This is a genomic window from Rhodococcus sp. DT1 (assembly GCF_049844875.1).
Lineage (GTDB): Bacteria > Actinomycetota > Actinomycetes > Mycobacteriales > Mycobacteriaceae > Rhodococcus.
Window position 1 is genome coordinate 63,802 of record NZ_JBNCLW010000009.1, and the last position, 18,672, is coordinate 82,473.

Below are 18,672 nucleotides of genomic sequence, written 5' to 3' on the forward strand. Positions count from 1 at the left end.
ACTTCCTGTGGACCGCATCAAATATATTTGATGTGATAGCTGTAGTGGACATCACATTAGGCGCTGTCGCGGTGATTGGACAACCCCTGTGTGCAGTTGTCCGGACTACCTCAGGAGACGATATGTCGGCACCCACACCGAGCACCGACAAGGCCAGTGAGCGGGGCGGGATCCGGCCGCGGGCGGGGTTGCCGATGCGGCGGCGACCGCAGTTGTCCGACGAGGTCGCGGGGCACCTGCGCGGCTCGATCATGTCGGGCGCGCTCCGGCCCGGAGATTTCATCCGCCTCGACGAGACGGCCGCCGAACTCGGGGTCAGCGTCACGCCGGTGCGCGAAGCGCTCCTCACGCTGCGGGGCGAAGGAATGGTCGAGTCGGCGCCGAATCGTGGATACCGGGTCTCGCCCCTGAACAGGTCCGACATCGACGACATCTTCTGGTTGCAGGGGCAGATCGCGGTGGAACTGGCGCTGCGCGCCGTGGATCGGGTCACTGCCGAGGATCTCGTGCGGCTCGCGGAACTCAACGAGCGGTTGCGCTCGCTCGTCGCTCTTCCCGGCGGCGCGGTGCCGGATGTGGAGCGGATCGCCGACGCGGAGTTCGACTTCCATCGGGAGGTCAACCGCATCGCGGGCAGTCCCAAACTCGCCTGGTTCCTCAACAATGCGGCACGAGTCATCCCGTACCGCCTCTACGCACGCGACACCGGGTGGGGGACGAAGGCGGTCACGGCGCACGCCAGGCTCATCGAGGCGATGCGGGTCCGCGATCACAACGAGGTGATCACGCAGACCCTGGTGCAGTTCGACGACGCGGCGGAGAGGTTGGTCGAGCATCGCCGGCGGGTGGTGACGGACCGGCCGGGGGTGTAGGACCGGCGCTTGCCTATCTGAACACGGGTGTGCACAATTCGAATGACCGTGCTGCATCCGTATTCCCGTCAGGAGAGCCCATGGTGACCCGCACCGGAGAGGGCGCACCCCGCGTCGCCACCGAGTCCCGTCCGATTCCGCCCGGCTCCGTCGACCTCGCCGATTTCGTGGGTGAGTCCATGTTGCTCCTCGGAGCAGGGGCCACTGTTCTCCTGCAACTCGCGGAGCGAGGAGTCGGGCACGGCGTTGCCGAGCACAGCACCACGTTGCAACGGCCGCTCGACCGGCTGCGGACCACCATGACCTACGTCTACGCGGTCACGCTCGGTTCCCCCGAGGAGAAGCAGCAGATCGTGCGGATGGTCAACAAGGCCCATGTGCCGGTGCATTCGGAGACGTACAACGCGTTCGATCCTGAACTCCAACTGTGGGTGGCGGCGACGCTGTACCGCAACGGTGCGGAGATGTACTCGCGCATGTTCGGCGAACTCGGCGACAACGACCTCGAGCACCTGTATCGCCAATCGGCGGTGTACGGAACCGCGCTTCAGGTCAAGGAACACATGTGGCCGGCCACGCGAGCCGACTTCGAGGCGTACTGGGACGAGAAGATCGCGTCGTTCGAGGTGGACGCGAAGGTTCGTGCCTTCACGCGCCACCTGCTTTCCGGTGGCGAAGCCCCGCTCGCAGTCCGCGCGCTGATGCCCCTGCAGCGGTTCATGACGATCGGACTTCTGCCGCAACGGTTGCGCGAGGAGTTCGCTCTTCCGTGGAGTCGGCGCGACCAGCGCCGATTCGACCTCTTCTGGAAGGTCTTTCCCCCGCTCTATCGCCTCGTCCCGAGGCCGATCCGGCAGTTGTCGGCGACGTACTACCTGCGCGACATGCGCCGCCGCATGGCAGCGCAGCAGCATCTCATCTGACGGAGAACTCAGAGAGCCACGTCGCGCTCGAGTCCGAACCAGTAGTGCTCTCCGCCGTCGAAGACGAGTTTTCCCTTCCCGTTCATCACACCGATCAGTGTGTCGTCGTCGACCTTCTTGAAGTGGTCGAAGACGGGCATGCCGTCGTACACCATCGTCGCGGTCACCTCGCCCCGGAACACGATTTCCCACAGGCTCGCCTCTCCGCGACCGGTTTCCTTGTCGGAGAACAGTTCCCCGTCCTCACCGCGGCACACCAGGGGTTGCACCTCGGTCGGTGAGGCGAACGTCTTCCCGTACCACCGGGACGCGCCGAGAAGCCCGTGTGTGCGATGGCCGGTATCGAAGCTGAACCCTTTCCAGCGGAATCCGACGAGATCGTCTATCCGTGCCGGCGTGAGACGTGGCCACAACGCGTCGAGTTCGCGCGGATCGATTGTCTCGGTGCGGGCGCGAAGGTCCGCGACGTGCCGAACTACGTCCATGTCGTCTCCTCTAGTTGTCGAAGGTCAGAACTGCCTTGACGACCTCGCCCGAGCGCACGGCATCGAGGGCGTCGTCGAGTTTTGTGAAGTCGAACGTACGGACCAGTTTCTCGACGGGGAAACGGCCGTCACGCCACAGGTCCGCGAGTTCGGGCAGGAACCGATGAGGATCCGCGTCACCTTCGATCACTCCGGTCAGCGTGCGCCCGCCGAGCAGATGTGTCTGATCGACCGTGATGGGATTGCGGCCTGCCTGCAGGCCGAGTGTCGCGCACACGCCGGGACTGCCCAACGACGACAACGCCTGCCGAACAACCGATTCGGTTCCTACGGCTTCGACCGCGAAATCGGCTCCGCCGCCCGTGAGACGACGGACATGACGGCCGAGGTCGTCGTGCTCGTCGGGTGATACCACCTCGGTGGCCCCGAGTTCGCGCGCGAGGTCGTGCCGGCGACGGTTGGGGTCGATACCGACGATGGTGGTGCACTCCGCGATGCGGGCGGCCATGATCGCGGCCATCCCGACCGCACCGAGGCCGAACACCACGATCGACGAGTCGGGTTCCGGCCGAAGAACCCGGAGGACCGTGCCCGCGCCGGTGGCGAGCCCGCATCCGAGAGGTCCCGCGAGAGCGACCGGTACGTCGGAGGGCAGCCGCACCGCATTGCGCTCGGTGACCACCGCCAGCGACGAGAAGGACGATTGCCCGAACCAGTTACCGTGCAGGGCATCGCCGTTCGCGTCCTGAAGAACCGTCGTGCCGTCGCTCCGGGTACCGCCGTAGTTGAGCCCGGCGAAGCGGGCGCAATACGAGGGTCGGCCGCGTGTGCAATTGCGGCACTGCCGACACGAATCGAAACCCAGAACCACCGCGTCTCCGACCGCGAGTCGCGTCACCGCCGTGCCGACTTCGGTGACGATGCCGGCGCCCTCGTGTCCGAGGACCGCGGGCACCGGAATGGGGACGCCCCCTGCCGCCGCGGTGAGGTCGGTGTGGCAGATTCCGACGCCGCGAATGCGCACGAGGACTTCGTCGGGACGAAGATCGGGGACGCTGACGTGCTCGAGTTGTAACGGGGCCCCGTACGTCCGGAGAACTGCTGCTGTCGCCGTGCGGCTCATCCGTGCTGTGCTTCCGGCCGGGGTGTGCCGAGCAGTATCGCGAGCATCAACTGCTGCACTCGGCGCCGCGTGGATGCGGTGGACCGGAATCGCAGGAGGTTGCCGGTGTCGAGCACGACGTTGAGGGCCGCGTGCACGAGGAAGCGGCATTCCACCGGCGACAGGTCGCTGCGCAGTTCCCCGATGAGCCGCGCCCAGTCTTCGATGTTGAGTCGCTGGATGTTCCGCAGGTCGCTGCGGTGATGGGCCGGAAGGTTCCCGATCTCCGCGAAATACACCGACATCAGTGCGCTGTGCTCGAACGACAGCCGGATGAAGAAGTCGCTGAGGGTCTCGAGCGCCTGGGCCGGTGTCGTCGACTCGGTCAGGGCCGCGCCCACGGCCACCGCCACCCGATCGGCGGCGCGCCTGAAGGCGGCTGCGAGAAGTTCGGCTTTGCTGGGAAAGTGCCGGTAGACCCCGGAGGCGTTGATGCCCGCCGCCGTCCCGATCTCCTCGATGCTCACCTCGTGGTAACCACGGGCATCGAACAGCAACACGGCCTCGTGGAGCAGCACTTCGCGTTTGTTCGCCATGGTGAGGCCCTGGGGTGCGGGCGCCGGGTCGGCTTCCGGGAGATCCGGTACGAGGGGGACCGCGGCGAGTGCGCGGCAGGCATCGAGCAGCAACTGCTGGATGCGACGGGTGGACAACGGTGCGCGGTGGGTGGTGATCGAGCCGATGACACTGAGCACGGCCGTGCTGAGCAGCACGTGCTCGGAGTCGGAAAGATCGGGTCGCAGACGGGAGAGGGTATGCGCGAGCCGCCTGTTGATCGCCACCATCTTCGAGCGGATCACGCTGCGGTCGTCGCTGGTGAGGTACCGCCGCTCCCAGCGATACAGACCCCCGGTGCGCCGGTTGTCGACGGTGGTCCGGATGAGCGAGGTGAGCTGCCGGTCGAGCACGTCGGCCGGATCCTGGTCGTCCCCCGGATCGAGCTCGTTCAATGCGCCTTCGAGCGCGTCGGCGAGCGTGGCGACGGCGTGGTGGAAGAGCGCGTACTTGTTCGGGAAGTGCCGGTACAGCGCGGGACCGGAAATGCCGACTGCGGACGCGATCTCGTCGATGCTCACTCCGTGGTAGCCGCGTTCGCTGAAGGCCTCGGCGGCAACGGTGGCGATCTGCGCCTTCCGGTTCTTGGGCCGGCGGCGCGGTGCGGGAGTGGCGGAGCCGGCCTCCGCGCGGTTGCGCGCCTCGACCTGCGCGTGTTCGGGCACCGGGCCTCCTCGGATGGGGTGGAGCGCGGCCCACGACCGGGGCCGTAGGGGGATGGTCGGTTTCAAAGGTAACAGCCGCACCCCGCGGAAAGGAACGCGCATCTTCCTCGCGAGCGGCGGAAAACCGCAGTACAGAACGTATTGACAAACCCCGGAGGAGCCACCAAAGTTAACACCGATTCTCAATGCAATTCATGGAATTGAGGTAGGGAATCGTGCTGGACACAAGCACATCCAGGATCCGAGGGGGACCCGTGAGGACTCGATTCACCGAGATGTTCGGGGTGGAACATCCCATCGTTCAGGGCGGCATGATGTGGGTCGGCCGCGCCGAACTGGTCGCCGCTGTCGCCGATGCCGGCGCGCTCGGCTTCATCACGGCTCTGACGCAGCCGACCCCCGAGGATCTCGTGCGTGAGATCGAGCGGACCCGCGAACTCACCGACAAGCCGTTCGGTGTCAACCTCACCATTCTTCCCTCGATCAACCCGCCTCCGTACGCCGAATACCGGCAGGCCATCGTCGACTCGGGTATCGAGATCGTCGAAACAGCGGGATTCAACCCCGCGGACCACCTTCCCTTTTTCAAGGACGCCGGTATCAAGGTGATCCACAAATGCACCAGCGTTCGTCACGCGGTCAAAGCGGAACGGATCGGCGTGGACGCGGTGAGTATCGACGGCTTCGAATGTGCCGGGCACCCCGGTGAAGACGATGTGCCGGGCCTGATTCTCATCCCGGCCGCTACCCGCAAGCTCACGATCCCGGTGATCGCATCCGGTGGAATCGCCGACGCCCGCGGTCTCGTAGCCGCGCTCGCGCTCGGTGCCGAAGGGGTGAACATGGGCACCCGGTTCATGTGCACGGTCGAGTCGCCGGTAGCGCAGGAGGTCAAGGAGCAGATCGTCCGGAATACCGAACTCGACACCAAGCTCATTTTCCGGACGCTCCGGAACACGGCCCGCGTCGCCTCCAATGCCGTCAGTCGCGAGGTTGTCGACATCGAGTCGGGCGGAGCGGAGTTCGGAGATATCCAGCACCTCGTCTCGGGCGCCCGCGGCCGGAAGGTGTTCGAGTACGGAGACCTCGACGCAGGAATCTGGAGCGCGGGTCAGAGTCAGGGGCTGATCGACGACATACCGACGGTGTCGGACCTCGTCACACGCATGGTCGCCGAAGCCGAGGACATCATCACCAGCCGGCTCCAGGGTTTCGTGGCCGCCGGCTCGGAGGTGGGGGCATGACCGCAACGTCCACCGTCGAGGGACTCCGCTCCGAACTCGCCGACGGGATCCTCAGGCTCACCGTTTCCCGGCCCAAGCGAATGAACGCGATCGATCTGGCGACGTTGTCGGCGCTGCGCGACGCGGTGACGGCGGCCGATACCGACACCCGGGTGCGCACGATCGTTATCACCGGTGAGGGCAAGGCATTCTGTACCGGAGCGGATCTCGCTGCGGGAGCAGCGAATCCGCAGGACCCGACCGTGGCGATGGATGCCACTACCGGTTTGATCCGCGCGATAACCGACGTTTCCGTTCCCGTCATCGCGGCAGTGAACGGTCCTGCCGCCGGTGTCGGAGTGTCGATAGCCCTCGTCGCCGACCTTACCTACGCTGCCGAGAGCGCATACTTCCTGCTGTCCTTCGTGAACATCGGGTTGATGCCCGACGGTGGGGCGAGTCTGCTCGTTCCGGCCGCGATCGGCCGCGCTCGCGCGGCCGAGATGGCGCTGCTCGGCGAACGCATCGGTGGCGCGGACGCCGACCGTTTCGGACTGGTGGCGCGGACACTGCCGGACGACGAACTCGCGGCACACGTGGACGCGGTGGCCGCGCGCACCGCGCGGGGACCCCGACGCGCACAGGCCCTCACCAAGAAAGCACTCAACGCCGCGACCCTCCCACTGCTCGACAGCGCGCTTGCGCGGGAGAAAGAAGGTCAGGTGGAACTGCTCACTTCGGCGGATTTCGCCGAGGGCGCCATGGCGATGCTGGAGAAGCGCCCCGCCCGTTTCACGTAGCCGGAATACTCCAACAGGTCGTGCACTTTCCGACGGTGAGTCGCGGACCGCGACATCACCACGCTGCACGGTGCCATTCGGAAAAGCCGCTGCTGAAAGCGGATAACACACGCGTCGTTCGGGTCTGCTCCCTTTCGGGATATCGCGCTCTGTCAGTGTTCGACCGTGGAGAATCTACGTTAACAAAACTCTGGTCTTACCACCGTCGCCCCTGTAATGTGCCTCACACATCGAAGGCTCGGCTTCCCACCGGTTCGCCTTCCTGTCCCGTCACGAGAGGACCCATCGATGGCGCCCCCCGCAGGCACTCCCGGATCGACCGGCACCCGATCGACTGTCACCGAGTCGATGCGTTTTCGTAGCAACAACTGGAACAACCAGGTCTCCCGGCACGCGTTGATGATTCCCGACCGCACCGCACTCCGATTCCTGGGCGAATCCATCTCCTGGTCTCAGCTGGACGCACGGATCGACAAGCTGGCAGATGCGCTGTCGCGGCGGGGCATCGGCTTCGGCGACCGGGTGATCGTGCTGATGCTCAACCGCCCCGAATACCTCGAGACGGTACTGGCCGCCAATGCGCTCGGTGCCATAGCGGTCCCCGTGAACTTCCGCTTGACCGCGCCCGAGGTGGCATTCCTCGTCGCCGATTCCGGTGCGAAAGCCATTGTCGCCGAAGGGCCACTCGTCCCGCTCGCCGCCGCTGCGCGAGCACAGTCGGAAGGCATCGAACTCTTCGTCACCCTCGGTGCCGAACCCGAGGGCGACGCCGTGAGTTACGACGACCTCGTCGCCGAGGACGGCGATGCCCGCACGCCGGTGGAGATCCCGAACGACACGCCGGCGCTCATCATGTACACCTCCGGAACCACCGGCCGCCCGAAGGGCGCTGTGCTCACACATTCGAACATGGAAGCCCAGTCGCTCACGTGCATCCGGGCGTTCCGCCTCTTCGACGAATCCGGCATCGGGTTCTGTGCGTCGCCGATGTTCCACATCGCGGCGCTCGGTTCGATCGCACCGAGCCTGATGCTCGGCACGACGACGGTGATCCACCCCGTCGGCGCGTTCGACCCCGAGGTGCTCCTCGACGTACTCGAAGCGGAGCAGGTGACCAGTCTGTTCCTGGTTCCCGTGCAGTGGCAGGCCGTGTGCGCAGCCCAGCAGTCGAACCCGCGAAAGCTGAAGCTGCGCAACATCTCCTGGGGCGCAGCGCCGAGTTCGGATACCATCCTCCGCGCAATGGCCGAATCCTTCCCGGATGCTTTCAATGTCGCGGTGTTCGGGCAGACGGAGATGTCGCCGATCACGTGCGTCCTCGACGGAAACGACGCGATTCGCAAGCTCGGATCCGTCGGCCGGGTCATACCCACGATTCAGGCGCGTGTCGTCGACGACGAGATGAACGACGTCGAACCGGGTCAGGTCGGGGAGATCGTCTATCGCGGGCCGACCATGATGCGCGAATACTGGAACAACCCGTCCTCCACGGCGGACGCGTTCTACGGCGGATGGTTCCATTCCGGAGATCTCGTTCGCGTCGACGACGAAGGTTTCGTCTACGTCGTCGACCGCAAGAAGGACATGATCATCTCGGGCGGCGAGAACATCTACTGCGCCGAGGTAGAGAACGTCCTCTTCGGGCACCCGAAGGTTCTCGAAGCCGCTGTCGTCGGCCGTCCGGATTCGAAGTGGGGCGAGGTCCCCGTGGCGGTGCTCGCGCTCGGACCCGGCACCGACGACCTCACCATCGAGGAACTCCAGCCCTACCTCGACGACCACTTGGCGCGGTACAAGCACCCCAAGGAAGTCGTGCTCGTCGAGGCGTTGCCCCGCAACGCCAGCGGCAAGGTCGTCAAGGGCCAACTCCGCGGCGGATTGTCCGCCGTGATTCAAGGCTGACTCTCCCGCACCGGCCACCCGGTCGCGTTCGGGACCGGGCCGTGGATCAGTGAAAGGAGAGGGGGCACATGACGTTCGAACTGCCCAAACCGAAGGGACCGGCACACGATCTGGCGATCCAGGTCGGTGCGCTCGTCGGCTTCTCTCTCGAAACCCTGGTTGCCACGGCCCGCGTCCTGTTCCGCCGTCGTCTCTCGCTCGGCGAGACCGTTACCCAGGCGCTGTTCATCGCGAAGGTCTGCAGCGGTCCCGCACTACTGCTGATGCTCCCGGTCGGTGTACTGATCGCGGTGTCGGTCGGTTCGCTCGCGGGACAACTCGGCGCCGGCGCCTACTCCGGCGCAATCGTCTCGTTCGTCGTGGTCGGACAGGCCGCCGCGCTGGTGTGCGCTCTCATGCTCGCCGGTGTCGGCGGTTCCGCGATCTGTGCAGACCTGGGGTCGCGCACGATCCGGGAAGAGATCGAGGCGATGGAGGTGATGGGACTCAACGTGGTCGAACGACTGGTGGTGCCTCGACTGCTCGCCTCGGTACTCGTCTCGCTCATGCTCTGTTCCCTCGTCACGCTGGTCGGTGTCACCGCGTGCTACCTGTACGAGATCTATCTCAACGACGGGTCCGGCGGGGCGTTCTTGAGAACCCTCGGCGAATACGGTCGACTGTCGGATTTCGCGACGGCCATGTTCAAGTCCGCGTGCTTCGGCGTCACGTCCGCGCTGATCGCTTCCTTCAAGGGCCTCCACGCCAAGGGCGGACCGAGCGGTGTCGCCGACGCCGTCAACGAAGGTGTGGTGCTGGCGTTCGTCATGGTGTTCGTCGTCAATACCGTTCTGTCCCAGATGTACACCGTGCTCGTTCCCGCGGTGGGCACCTACTGATGATCTCGTACACCACCTTCACCCGTGCGCGCTCGATGACGCATCGCCCGGTCGCCGCGACCGTCGACGGGTTCGCATCGATGGGCCGGCAGGTTGTGTTCGCCGGGAAAGCGGTCGCCGGAATCCCCATTGCGCTGCGGCGGTACTTCCGTCACGTGCTCTACCACATCGGCGATGTCAGTTTCGGATACGCGTCGCTGCTCGCCGGGGGCGGCACGATCGGAATCGTGTTCGCGATGTCCGCGGTGGCCGCGATGATGGTGGGTGTCGAAACGCAGCGAGGACTCGAGCTGATCGGCATGACGTCCCTGTCGGGCATGCTGTCCGCGATCGCCAACACCCGGGAACTCGCCCCCGTCGTCGCCTCCATCGCGCTCGCTGCCAAAGTGGGAACGGGCTTCACCGCACAACTGGGCGCGATGCGTATCTCCGACGAGATCGACGCGCTCGACGCGATGGCCGTCCGGTCGATCCCGTTTCTCGCCAGCACCCGTCTCGTCGCCGCGGCGGTATGCGTCGTACCGATCTACATGGTGGGGTTGCTCGCCTCGTTCGTCGCCACCCGGCTGGTCGTCGTCAACTTCCAGGGCAATTCGGCCGGCACCTACGACTACTACTTCCACCTCGCGCTCTCCCCGGCCGACCTCTGGTATTCGCTGATCAAGGCAGTCGTGTTCGCGATGATCGTGGCAATCGTGCACTGTGCGTACGGCTTCTACGCCTCGGGTGGACCGGAGGGCGTGGGCCGTGCCGCAGGGCGGGCGTTGCGTACGAGCATCCTGGCCATCGGGATCACCGACGTCGTGCTCACCTTCGCCCTGTGGGGTCTCGTGCCCACCATCCCGGGGGTGGGAGTCTCGTGACGTCCGCACGCCTCGTCCCGCGGCCATTGCCCGCTGCCGCCGCCCCTCGCCGGATAAACAAGATGTCGGGTCCGACCCGCCCGGTCCTCGCTCTGATCGGTGTGGTCTCGACCGCGATCCTCGTCGTCACCGGGGTGTTGCTCGTCGCTTCCGGTGCCGGGTCCTTGTCACGGGATCCGCGCATCACCGCCACACTTCCCGCCGACGCCGGACTGATCTTCGGTTCCGCGGGGGTGCAGTACCAGGGTGTGCACGTGGGAAGCCTCACCGGAATCGACGCCGGCGTCACCAGTTCCCGTCTGACGATGCAGATCGACGCGGCGCAGATGTCCGAGATTCCGGCATCGGTACGGGTACGCGTCGTGCCGCGCACGCTCTTCGGCGACGTGTTCCTCGAGTTGGTGCCGCCGGAGGAACCCGAGCGCGGACCGCGACTCGAGCCGGGGGCGGAACTGAGCGTCGATACCTCCTCGGAGTCCGTGCAACTGGCGAACCTGTACTACCGGGCCGCCGAGTTGATGGAACAGCTTCGGCCCGAGCAGCTTTCGGTCGCGCTCGACGTCATGAGTCAGGCATTGCAGGGACGGGGAACAGCCCTGGGGGAGACGATCGACCGCATGGCCACGCTGACAACCGATCTCGGCCCGCTCGTCGATTCGGGTATCGCCGCGGCCCCCCAGCTCGCAACTGTGAACGAAGCGATCTCCGCAGCCACCGACGATGTCGTCGCCATCATGCAGAACGCGTCCGAACTGTCCCAGGTCGTGCTGGACCGGGAGGACGGTATCCGCCGACTGCTGTCCGGGGGCGCGTCACTCGGGCAGGAAGGCGCGGCTGTGCTGTCCGCCAACACCGGCAACATGATCGCGGTGGTCCGGAACGGGGCACCGGTGATGGGCGCGTTCGCAGGCAACACCACAGGCCTCGACGAGACCCTTCGCTACCTGTCCGTCTTCGGTGGTGCCGGCGCCCGGGTGTTCTCGACCGGCCGGTTCAACATCACCGCAGTTCCGGATTTCGCCGACCCGATGCCGTACACAGCAGCGGACTGCCCGAGGTACCCGGGCATGGACGGCGCGAACTGCGGTGATCCGGTCCGGACGCCTGCGCCGAACCCCTCCTCGATTCGGTCCGCATCGGCCGAGCGCGCACCGCTCCGTTACCTCGAGCAGATCGCCGCGGGTATCGCGCCCGACGCGGCGGAGTTCGGTGACGACCCGTCGGCAGCCGCGTCGATGCTGCTCGCGCCGTTCGTTCGTGGAGCGGAGGTGAGCATCCCGTGAGTGCCCTGACCGGACCGATGCTGCGCCTGGGCGCGTTCTGCGTCGTAGGAGTGCTCGCCGCTGTCGTCGTGGGGAACACCCTCGACCAGCCCGTCGTCGGATCCACCCGCGAGTACTCCGCCGAGTTCACCGATGTCGAGGGGCTCACTCCCGGCAGCGACGTGACACTCGCCGGAGTCCGTGTCGGCAAGGTCGCGCGTGTGGAGTTCGCACCGCAGGACGACGGAAGCTCGCGTGCGCGAGTGCACTTCGACATCGAATCCGGTCGGCAACTGACGACCGACGTCACCGCGAAAGTCAATTACGGCGACATGATCGGCGTACGTTACGTCGCGTTGCGCCTGCCTGCCGACACGACAGGCGTGGTGCTCGAGGAGAACGCGACCATCCCCCTCGAGCAGACCGCCCCGCCGGTCGATCTCACCGCGCTGGTCAACGGCTTCAAGCCACTGTTCGAGGCGATCGATCCCGCCCGCATCAATTCCCTCGCGGTTTCCGTGGTGGAGGCGTTCCAGGGGCAAGGCGGAACACTCGAATCCCTGCTTCTGCACATTGCCTCGGTCAGCGCGGACGTCGTCGAACAGGAGCAGGTCTTCAACGAGGTGATCGCCAATCTCGAGCAACTCGTCACCGTCGTCGACCGGCGCAACGAGGAGGTCTCGTCCCTGATCTCCGGGATGGCGGTCGTGAGCCAGGCACTCGCCGGCGACGAGGCGCAACTCGCGGCACTCGTCGATCGAGGTAGTTCGGCCGTACGGGCCACTGCTGCACTGATGTCCGGCGCCGTCACCCCACTCGATACCGCGGTGACGGATCTGCGGGTGATGACCGACGCGTGGATTCCGCAGACCGACAACTTCGACGAGGCGATGGCGGGGCTGCCCGCGCTCGCCGGCAGCCTCAATCGGATCGGCGACTACGGCGGCTGGCTCAACCTCTACATGTGCAACTTCACGGTCCTGTCGGGAGACTTCGAGACGAACCTTCTCGGCACCGCCTACTCGGAGGTGTGCCGATGAGCGCGACACGCGAGACGCGGGACGCGATCGCGGCGATCTTCTCCGGACGGCACGACCGGAATGCGAATCCGATCCTTCTCGGTGTGATCGGCATGGTCGTCGTCGCGGTCGTGATGGTCGGTGCACTGGCGCTTCCGCAGTTGACGTATCTGGTCAGGACACAGTCGTATACCGCCGAATTCGCCAACGCGGCGGGCCTCGCTCCCAACGACCCGGTCTACGTCTCCGGTGTCCCGGCGGGCCGCGTCGAGGGCCTGGAGATGGCAGGCGACCACGTACTGGTCGACTTCCGGATCGACCGGAAGCAGGACCTCGGCGACCGCACCACGGCGGAGATCAAACTCAAGACCATCCTGGGTAAGCGCTATCTCTCGGTGACACCCGCGGGTGCCGGCGAACTCACGGGCGGCCGTGTTCCGTTGTCCCGCACCGCGGTGCCCTACAGCCTCGACGAATTGACCACGGACGCACAGGCGGTGAGCGAAGGACTCGATATCGAGTCAGTCGAAACGATGATGCAGACGCTGACCGACGCCATGCCCTCCGACTCCCGGCACATCGCCGACGCACTGGCAGGCGTCGAAGCGACGTCGCAGATGATCGTGCGCAACGATGCGCGGATCACGTCGTTGCTGCGTTCCGCGAAGTCGCTCACCTCGGTGGTCGCCACGCAGAGCGAGGACGTCTCGGTTCTGGTCCGCAATGCCACCACGGTGGTGGACATCCTCGCCGCGCGCAAGGAGGCCCTGGTCCGTCTCGTCGAGGATCTGCGCGGCCTCGCCGCCACCACGGCAGCGTTCCTCACCGACAACTCGTCCGAGGTCGACGCGCTGCTCGTGAATCTGGAATCCGTTACCGCGACGCTCGCGGCCAACGCCGCGAACATCGACCGGATTCTCGCGACGCTGCCCGCGGGCCTCCGCGCCGCGACCGATGCGTCCGGCAACGGGAACTGGGTCGACGTGCACGCCCCTGCCGGACCGATTCCCGACAACGCGTTGTGCGCCGTCGGCGTGATGGAGGGGTGCAATTGAAAGGGACGGGAAGAAGGTGGCTGACACGCGTTATCGCGATCGTGGCTGTCCTGGGTCTGTGCGCGGCCGGTGCCTGGTACGTCGTAGGACCCGACCGCACCAGAACCGTGGTCGCACAGTTCGCGTCGGTGAACGGCATCTATCCGGGGAGCAAGGTGGCCGTTCTCGGCCTGCCCCTCGGCACGGTCGAAGAGGTGCGGCCGGCGGGCCGCGTCATCGAGGTCACGATGACGGTCCCGACCGACGTCGTTCTTCCTGCCGACGTGTCGGCTTTCGTCATGAACCCGGCGGTGATCAGCGACCGCTTCATCGAACTGGGGCCGGCGTATCAGGACGGCCCCACCCTGCAGGACGGCGACGTCATCCCAGTCGAACGCAGTCACGCCCCGATCAACTGGGACGAGTTGCTCGAAAGCGTCGACATGCTCGCCGGTGCGCTCGGCCCCGAGGGAGGCGAACTCGGCCGGACCCTCGAGGTCGCGGCGGACGCGACCGCCGGAACGGGCGAGGACATGAACCGCGCGATCGTCGCCTTGAGCCAGGCCACCTCGGTCGTCGGCGCCAAATCCGAAGACATCGGCGGGGTGATCGACGACCTCGCGGTCGCGCTCGGGGCAGTCCGTTCGAAGGAGGGAGATCTCGCCACCCTCGTCGAGGGGATGGGCGAACTGGGCGAGGAATTGCAGCGCGCAGATCTCGACGTCGCCGCCCCGGTCGATCAACTCACCGTCGTGCTCGACCGACTCGACGTCCTGCTCGCCGACCGCGGCGGCGACATCGAACAGATCATGTCGAATGCGCAGACGCTCACCGACACATTTGCGCTCCACGAGGTCGGGCTCGCCGAGATCTTCGACGTACTGCCTCTGACCATGCAGAACATCGACAACGCCATCGGACCCGACGGCCGGGCACGTATCCGGCTCAACATCTCCACGCAGATCGGCCAGTTCCCGCGCGCACAGGAACTCTGTGCGCAGGAACCGTTACCGCTGTGCACCGGCGCGGGATTCACCAACCCCATCACCGTGCCGTTCGATCTCTCCGACCCCTACGAAGATCTCGTACCCGAAGCACTCGACCGTGCCCTGAACGAAGGCGGCACCCGATGATCGGGCGTCTCCGCGTGGCCGGGGCACTGGCGTCGATCACGGTGCTGTCCGGGTGCGGTCTCAGCCTGCACGAACTCCCGCTCGGCCGGACCGCAGCCGGCGAGACGTACACGGTGACGGCGCTCTTCGAGAGCGCCGACCGGATCGACCCGGGAGCGGAGGTGCGTGCCGGGCAGGCCGTCGTGGGCCGTGTCCACACGCTGCGGACGGACGGCACACGCGCGTACCTGGATCTCAGCATGTCGGCGTCTGCCGAGCTCCCGTCGAATATCGGCGCGTCCGTGCGACTTCCGTCCGCGCTGGGCAGCCCTTTCGTGCAGATCGACATGCCGGAGGACCCGTCACCCGAGCCGCTGTCCGACGGCGACACGATCGAGCGGACGGAGGTGGGTCCGGACATCGAGGCAACCTTCGCGATGCTCGGTCAGGTGGTCAACGGCAGCGGGCTCGACCAGCTCCGCACCATCACCACGGAACTCGATGCCGCGTTCGGCAACCGCGGGGAGAAGATCCGCGACATGCTCATCCGCCTGGACTCCACGATGGCGCTGGCCGATGAGAACAGCGTGCACTTCGAGCGCACTCTCGTCGCGGTGGAGTCGGTGTCCGGGCGTCTTGCGCAGCAACAGGAATTGCTCGACCGCAGTATCGACGACAGCTCGCGCATGGTCACCTTGCTCGCCGAGCAGCAGCAGGATCTGACGACGCTCGTGTCGAGTACCGCGGCGGTGTCCGCGTCGGTCGATGCGGTGATGCAGGACTCCGGCACGATCGGGGGAGCGGTCTCCGACCTCGCCGACATCACTTCGGGTATCAAGGATTTCAACAACACTGTGGAGGCGGCGCTCGTCAACATGACGGGGTTCATGGACGGTTTCCGCCGCGCGACACCCGGCGACTACTTGATCTTCGACGGCGCCTTCGACATTCCCGCAGCCATCGACCTGCTCGTGACCGGAGGGGTACCGCTCGACGGCGGGCCGGCGGTGCCGTTGCCGCAGGCGGACATCGCGACGGGATTGCAGGACCTGCTCCGAGGCGGTGTCCGGTGAACCGCTCGGTGAAGGTGCAGGTCACCTTGTTCGTGATCGTCGGCCTCCTCGCGACGGTCTTCGGTGTCCGGTACGTGCTGGGACCGCAGAGTCTCGGCGGGGCGATCGACATCCGGGCACACCTGTCCGACGCGCGGGGGATCGGTCCGGGCACATCCGTGACGTACCGAGGTGTCGCGGTGGGGGAAATCGACTCCATCGAGGTTGCACCGGGCGGACGCGGGTCAGACGCGGTGCTCTCTCTGGACCCGGGGACGCAGATTCCGGTCGGCAGTACTGCGCGGGTGGTCACCGCAACAGCGATCGGCATTCTCACTCTCGACATCGAACCCGAGACGGACGAGGGCCCGTACCTCGTTGCCGGCGACGAAATCCTCGTACCGGTCGAGGAACAGAGTCTTCGGCTGGACCAGATGCTGATCCGGATGACGTCGCTGATCGAGAGTCTGGACGCAGACTCTCTGGTCACCCTCGGCGAGACCTGGGGAACCGCCCTCGAAGGGACGGGTCCCGAACTGCAGGCGTTGCTCGAGAACGCCGACGCGTTGTCGCGGATGGTGGAAGAACGGGCGCCGGCCCTCACGACGCTGCTCGACGAGGGACTCGGTCTCGTCGACGCACTGGCCGCCAACTCCGAGTCGTTCCCCGGCACGGTCGGGGCGGTGCGCGACGTATCCGACCAACTGGTGGGCAGCAAGGACTCGCTCGTGTATCTGCTCGATCGCTCGCCGGAGGCCCTGTCCCGCGTCGAAGCGCTGTTCGCGGCGACCGAGGACAATTTCGGTGTCCTGCTCACCAACCTGGTGACGGTCGGCGAGGTGCTGGGACCACGGACCCCGGCGTTGGAGGCCGGACTCGTGTCGATTCCGGCGGCTTTGAAGGATCTCGACCGGGTCGTCGTGGGTGACCGGGGCAACTTCTCGCTCGTGGCCACGCAGGGGCCGGTGTGTTACTACGACACCCCGCGCCGCACCATCCCGGACTACGGCCCCCGGCAGCCGAACCTTTCGCTCTACTGCCCTCCGGGCGAAGGCCATGCTCAGCGCGGAGCGCGGGTGGCCCCGAGACCGAACGACCTCGGCCTGCAGAACCAGACCACGCCGGGTGCGGTGACCGGCCCGGACATCGCCGACGACCCGCTCCTCATTCCGACCGGGGTGGAAGCACTCAACTACTGGCAGCAGCTGTTGGAAGGATTGGGCAACTGAGATGACGCAACCTGCCGAAACGTCGGAAGGCACGACCGCGACGGACGTCGACACGGGAAACGACACCCCGGCGCTGTCGCCGGACGCGCGGGGCGCATCCCGGAGGGGCGGGCCCGCACGATGGGCGGTAGTCGCGTTGATCGTTGCGCTTCTCGCCGCCGCGGCATTCCTCGGGTTCCGGTGGTGGCAGGCGGAGGAAGTTGCCGCGCTGCGCGCCGAAGCCGTGACGAAGGCGCGGGAGTACGCGGTCATGCTGGGCACGTACGACTACCGCACCTTCGACGAGTCGCTGGCTGCGGTCACCGCGAATTCCACCGCCGAGTTCGCGGCGAAGTACGAAGGTGTGGCGGGCGATCTGCGTGGACTGGTCGAGAACGGGCAGGGCACGTCCGTCGCCCGCGCCGACCACGCCGGACTCGAGAGCTTCGACGGTGAGACCGCCACGGTGCTCGTCTTCCTCGACCAGGACGTCACGAATGCGGTGGTGCCAGACGGCCGCACCGACGCGACCCGGTTCATCGTCACGGTCGAGCGCGTCGACGATCGGTGGCTGCTCGACGGCGCCGACGCCGCGTAACCGGATCCTTCCACCGCTCCGAAGCCTCGCCGTTGCATCCTGAGACAATCTGACTATCTTTTGAAGATAGGAAAGTTCTCACAAACCAGAATCCCGTTTACGCGCGGGTGGAGCAACGGCAGACGGCTCGCCGGAAAGGCGCACAGGTGACAATGCGGTTCATCTTCCACTACCCCGAGATCAACGGCCCCGAGGGCGATGTACTCGACCCCGGGCCCGTCCGCGAGGTCGCGGTGGCTGCCGAGCGTGCCGGATTCGACGCCTTCTCCTTCAGCGAGCATCCCGCTCCGGGCGCGCGCTGGCTCTCCGCCGGTGGGCATCAGACTCTCGACCCGTTCGTTGCTCTCGGTTATGTCGCCGGCGCGACCGAGCGTCTCCGTCTGCTCACCTACCTCGCGGTGGCGCCGTACCGGAACCCGTTCCTGCTCGCCAAGGCAGCGGCATCGCTCGACAAGATCTCCGGGGGACGCTTCATGCTCGGAATCGGCACGGGCTACCAGAAGAGCGAGTTCCATGCGCTCGGCGTCGACTTCGACGAACGCAACGCACTGTTCGACGAGGCGCTCGACGTCCTTCCGCTGCACTGGAGCGGTGAACCCTTCAGCTACGACGGCCGTCACTTCAGTGCGCACAACATCGTGGCGAGGCCACGCCCGGTGCAGAATCCGATCCCGATCTGGATCGGGGGCAACTCGGCACTGACCCGCCGTCGCGTCGCGCAGCGAGCGCAGGGGTGGATGCCGATGTCCGGTGGCGCCCAGCTCAGTGCGACCGCGCGCACGCAGGAACTCGGCCCGCTCGATCAGCTTGCGGGCCAGATCACCGACGTGCGCGAGGCGGCGGTCGCCGCGGGCCGCACCGACCACATCGACGTCGTCTATTCGTACAGCGGTGAGATCGGTTCGGCGGACGTCCACCCCGACCGGCACCGCGAGGTCTTCGCAGATCTCGAGAAGGCCGGTGTGGACTGGGTGACCGTCTCCTGCCCCATCGAGGGACTGTCGGCCACCGTCGACTTCCTCGAATCCTTCGGCACCACGTACCTGTCGTGAAAGGTCC

General features: G+C 66.3%; 18 protein-coding genes. 15 read left to right on the forward strand and 3 right to left on the reverse strand.

Annotated elements, in window-relative coordinates; genetic code table 11:
- Positions 1 to 122: 122 nt before the first annotated feature.
- Positions 123 to 872, forward strand: a complete 750-nt coding sequence (locus ACLQ3J_RS20465; RefSeq protein ID WP_425904265.1) for a GntR family transcriptional regulator — start codon at positions 123 to 125, stop codon at positions 870 to 872.
- Between the two features lie 80 nt (positions 873 to 952).
- Positions 953 to 1,795: an oxygenase MpaB family protein gene (locus ACLQ3J_RS20470; RefSeq protein WP_425904266.1), complete on the forward strand. Its 843-nt coding sequence runs from the start codon at positions 953 to 955 to the stop codon at positions 1,793 to 1,795.
- Between the two features lie 8 nt (positions 1,796 to 1,803).
- Here the strand turns inward: ACLQ3J_RS20470 and ACLQ3J_RS20475 are convergent, their stop codons facing one another.
- The 3 genes from ACLQ3J_RS20475 to ACLQ3J_RS20485 are packed head-to-tail and all read right to left on the reverse strand — an operon-like array spanning position 1,804 to position 4,662.
- Entirely contained in the window at positions 1,804 to 2,280 is a 477-nt protein-coding gene (locus tag ACLQ3J_RS20475; RefSeq protein WP_425904267.1) for a DUF4334 domain-containing protein, read from the reverse strand.
- Positions 2,281 to 2,290: 10 nt separating this feature from the next.
- Positions 2,291 to 3,403, reverse strand: a complete 1,113-nt coding sequence (locus tag ACLQ3J_RS20480; protein WP_425904268.1) for an NAD(P)-dependent alcohol dehydrogenase — start codon at positions 3,401 to 3,403, stop codon at positions 2,291 to 2,293.
- On the reverse strand, positions 3,400 to 4,662 hold the full coding sequence (locus ACLQ3J_RS20485; RefSeq protein WP_425904269.1) for a TetR/AcrR family transcriptional regulator: 1,263 nt from the start codon (positions 4,660 to 4,662) through the stop codon (positions 3,400 to 3,402). The genes ACLQ3J_RS20480 and ACLQ3J_RS20485 overlap by 4 nt, the downstream gene beginning before the upstream one ends.
- A gap of 254 nt (positions 4,663 to 4,916) precedes the next feature.
- Between ACLQ3J_RS20485 and ACLQ3J_RS20490 the strand changes: the two genes are divergently transcribed.
- From ACLQ3J_RS20490 to ACLQ3J_RS20550, 13 genes are all read left to right on the forward strand, one after another.
- Complete coding sequence (locus tag ACLQ3J_RS20490; protein WP_425904270.1) at positions 4,917 to 5,906, forward strand: NAD(P)H-dependent flavin oxidoreductase; 990 nt, start codon at positions 4,917 to 4,919, stop codon at positions 5,904 to 5,906.
- The gene (locus tag ACLQ3J_RS20495; protein ID WP_425904271.1) at positions 5,903 to 6,685 is read left to right on the forward strand and encodes an enoyl-CoA hydratase; all 783 of its coding nucleotides are present in this window, start codon (positions 5,903 to 5,905) and stop codon (positions 6,683 to 6,685) included. Before ACLQ3J_RS20490 ends, ACLQ3J_RS20495 begins: the two co-directional genes overlap by 4 nt.
- Before the next feature lie 348 nt (positions 6,686 to 7,033).
- Positions 7,034 to 8,587 (forward strand): fatty-acid--CoA ligase FadD5, encoded by a 1,554-nt coding sequence (gene fadD5, locus ACLQ3J_RS20500; RefSeq protein ID WP_425904294.1) that lies wholly within the window; start codon positions 7,034 to 7,036, stop codon positions 8,585 to 8,587.
- A gap of 68 nt (positions 8,588 to 8,655) precedes the next feature.
- Positions 8,656 to 9,465, forward strand: a complete 810-nt coding sequence (locus tag ACLQ3J_RS20505; protein ID WP_169622595.1) for an MlaE family ABC transporter permease — start codon at positions 8,656 to 8,658, stop codon at positions 9,463 to 9,465.
- Positions 9,465 to 10,328 (forward strand): MlaE family ABC transporter permease, encoded by an 864-nt coding sequence (locus ACLQ3J_RS20510; protein ID WP_169622596.1) that lies wholly within the window; start codon positions 9,465 to 9,467, stop codon positions 10,326 to 10,328. Before ACLQ3J_RS20505 ends, ACLQ3J_RS20510 begins: the two co-directional genes overlap by 1 nt.
- A 62-nt stretch (positions 10,329 to 10,390) precedes the next feature.
- A complete protein-coding gene (locus ACLQ3J_RS20515) occupies positions 10,391 to 11,611 on the forward strand; it encodes an MCE family protein (protein WP_425904272.1) in 1,221 nt (406 codons plus the stop codon).
- The gene (locus ACLQ3J_RS20520; protein ID WP_169653006.1) at positions 11,608 to 12,630 is read left to right on the forward strand and encodes an MCE family protein; all 1,023 of its coding nucleotides are present in this window, start codon (positions 11,608 to 11,610) and stop codon (positions 12,628 to 12,630) included. The genes ACLQ3J_RS20515 and ACLQ3J_RS20520 overlap by 4 nt, the downstream gene beginning before the upstream one ends.
- Positions 12,627 to 13,664, forward strand: coding sequence for an MCE family protein (locus tag ACLQ3J_RS20525; protein ID WP_425904273.1), 1,038 nt, complete (start codon positions 12,627 to 12,629; stop codon positions 13,662 to 13,664). The genes ACLQ3J_RS20520 and ACLQ3J_RS20525 overlap by 4 nt, the downstream gene beginning before the upstream one ends.
- A gap of 41 nt (positions 13,665 to 13,705) precedes the next feature.
- Positions 13,706 to 14,776 carry an MCE family protein gene (locus ACLQ3J_RS20530; protein ID WP_425904274.1) on the forward strand — a complete coding sequence of 357 codons (1,071 nt, stop codon included), beginning with the start codon at positions 13,706 to 13,708 and terminating at the stop codon, positions 14,774 to 14,776.
- Entirely contained in the window at positions 14,773 to 15,828 is a 1,056-nt protein-coding gene (locus tag ACLQ3J_RS20535) for an MCE family protein (protein WP_425904275.1), read from the forward strand. Before ACLQ3J_RS20530 ends, ACLQ3J_RS20535 begins: the two co-directional genes overlap by 4 nt.
- The gene (locus ACLQ3J_RS20540; protein ID WP_169653010.1) at positions 15,825 to 17,036 is read left to right on the forward strand and encodes an MCE family protein; all 1,212 of its coding nucleotides are present in this window, start codon (positions 15,825 to 15,827) and stop codon (positions 17,034 to 17,036) included. Before ACLQ3J_RS20535 ends, ACLQ3J_RS20540 begins: the two co-directional genes overlap by 4 nt.
- Position 17,037: 1 nt before the next feature.
- Positions 17,038 to 17,613: a hypothetical protein gene (locus tag ACLQ3J_RS20545; RefSeq protein WP_425904276.1), complete on the forward strand. Its 576-nt coding sequence runs from the start codon at positions 17,038 to 17,040 to the stop codon at positions 17,611 to 17,613.
- A 152-nt stretch (positions 17,614 to 17,765) separates the two neighbouring features.
- On the forward strand, positions 17,766 to 18,665 hold the full coding sequence (locus ACLQ3J_RS20550) for an LLM class F420-dependent oxidoreductase (RefSeq protein ID WP_169622644.1): 900 nt from the start codon (positions 17,766 to 17,768) through the stop codon (positions 18,663 to 18,665).
- Positions 18,666 to 18,672: the final 7 nt, after the last annotated feature.

Coding starts and splice junctions, on each gene's coding strand:
- ACLQ3J_RS20465 (WP_425904265.1), top strand. CDS start 123: ATGTCGGCACCCACACCGAGCACCGACAAGGCCAGTGAGCGGGGCGGG.
- ACLQ3J_RS20470 (WP_425904266.1), top strand. CDS start 953: ATGGTGACCCGCACCGGAGAGGGCGCACCCCGCGTCGCCACCGAGTCC.
- ACLQ3J_RS20475 (WP_425904267.1), bottom strand. CDS start 2,280: ATGGACGTAGTTCGGCACGTCGCGGACCTTCGCGCCCGCACCGAGACA.
- ACLQ3J_RS20480 (WP_425904268.1), bottom strand. CDS start 3,403: ATGAGCCGCACGGCGACAGCAGCAGTTCTCCGGACGTACGGGGCCCCG.
- ACLQ3J_RS20495 (WP_425904271.1), top strand. CDS start 5,903: ATGACCGCAACGTCCACCGTCGAGGGACTCCGCTCCGAACTCGCCGAC.
- fadD5 (WP_425904294.1), top strand. CDS start 7,034: ATGCGTTTTCGTAGCAACAACTGGAACAACCAGGTCTCCCGGCACGCG.
- ACLQ3J_RS20505 (WP_169622595.1), top strand. CDS start 8,656: ATGACGTTCGAACTGCCCAAACCGAAGGGACCGGCACACGATCTGGCG.
- ACLQ3J_RS20510 (WP_169622596.1), top strand. CDS start 9,465: ATGATCTCGTACACCACCTTCACCCGTGCGCGCTCGATGACGCATCGC.
- ACLQ3J_RS20515 (WP_425904272.1), top strand. CDS start 10,391: ATGTCGGGTCCGACCCGCCCGGTCCTCGCTCTGATCGGTGTGGTCTCG.
- ACLQ3J_RS20525 (WP_425904273.1), top strand. CDS start 12,627: ATGAGCGCGACACGCGAGACGCGGGACGCGATCGCGGCGATCTTCTCC.
- ACLQ3J_RS20535 (WP_425904275.1), top strand. CDS start 14,773: ATGATCGGGCGTCTCCGCGTGGCCGGGGCACTGGCGTCGATCACGGTG.
- ACLQ3J_RS20545 (WP_425904276.1), top strand. CDS start 17,038: ATGACGCAACCTGCCGAAACGTCGGAAGGCACGACCGCGACGGACGTC.
- ACLQ3J_RS20550 (WP_169622644.1), top strand. CDS start 17,766: ATGCGGTTCATCTTCCACTACCCCGAGATCAACGGCCCCGAGGGCGAT.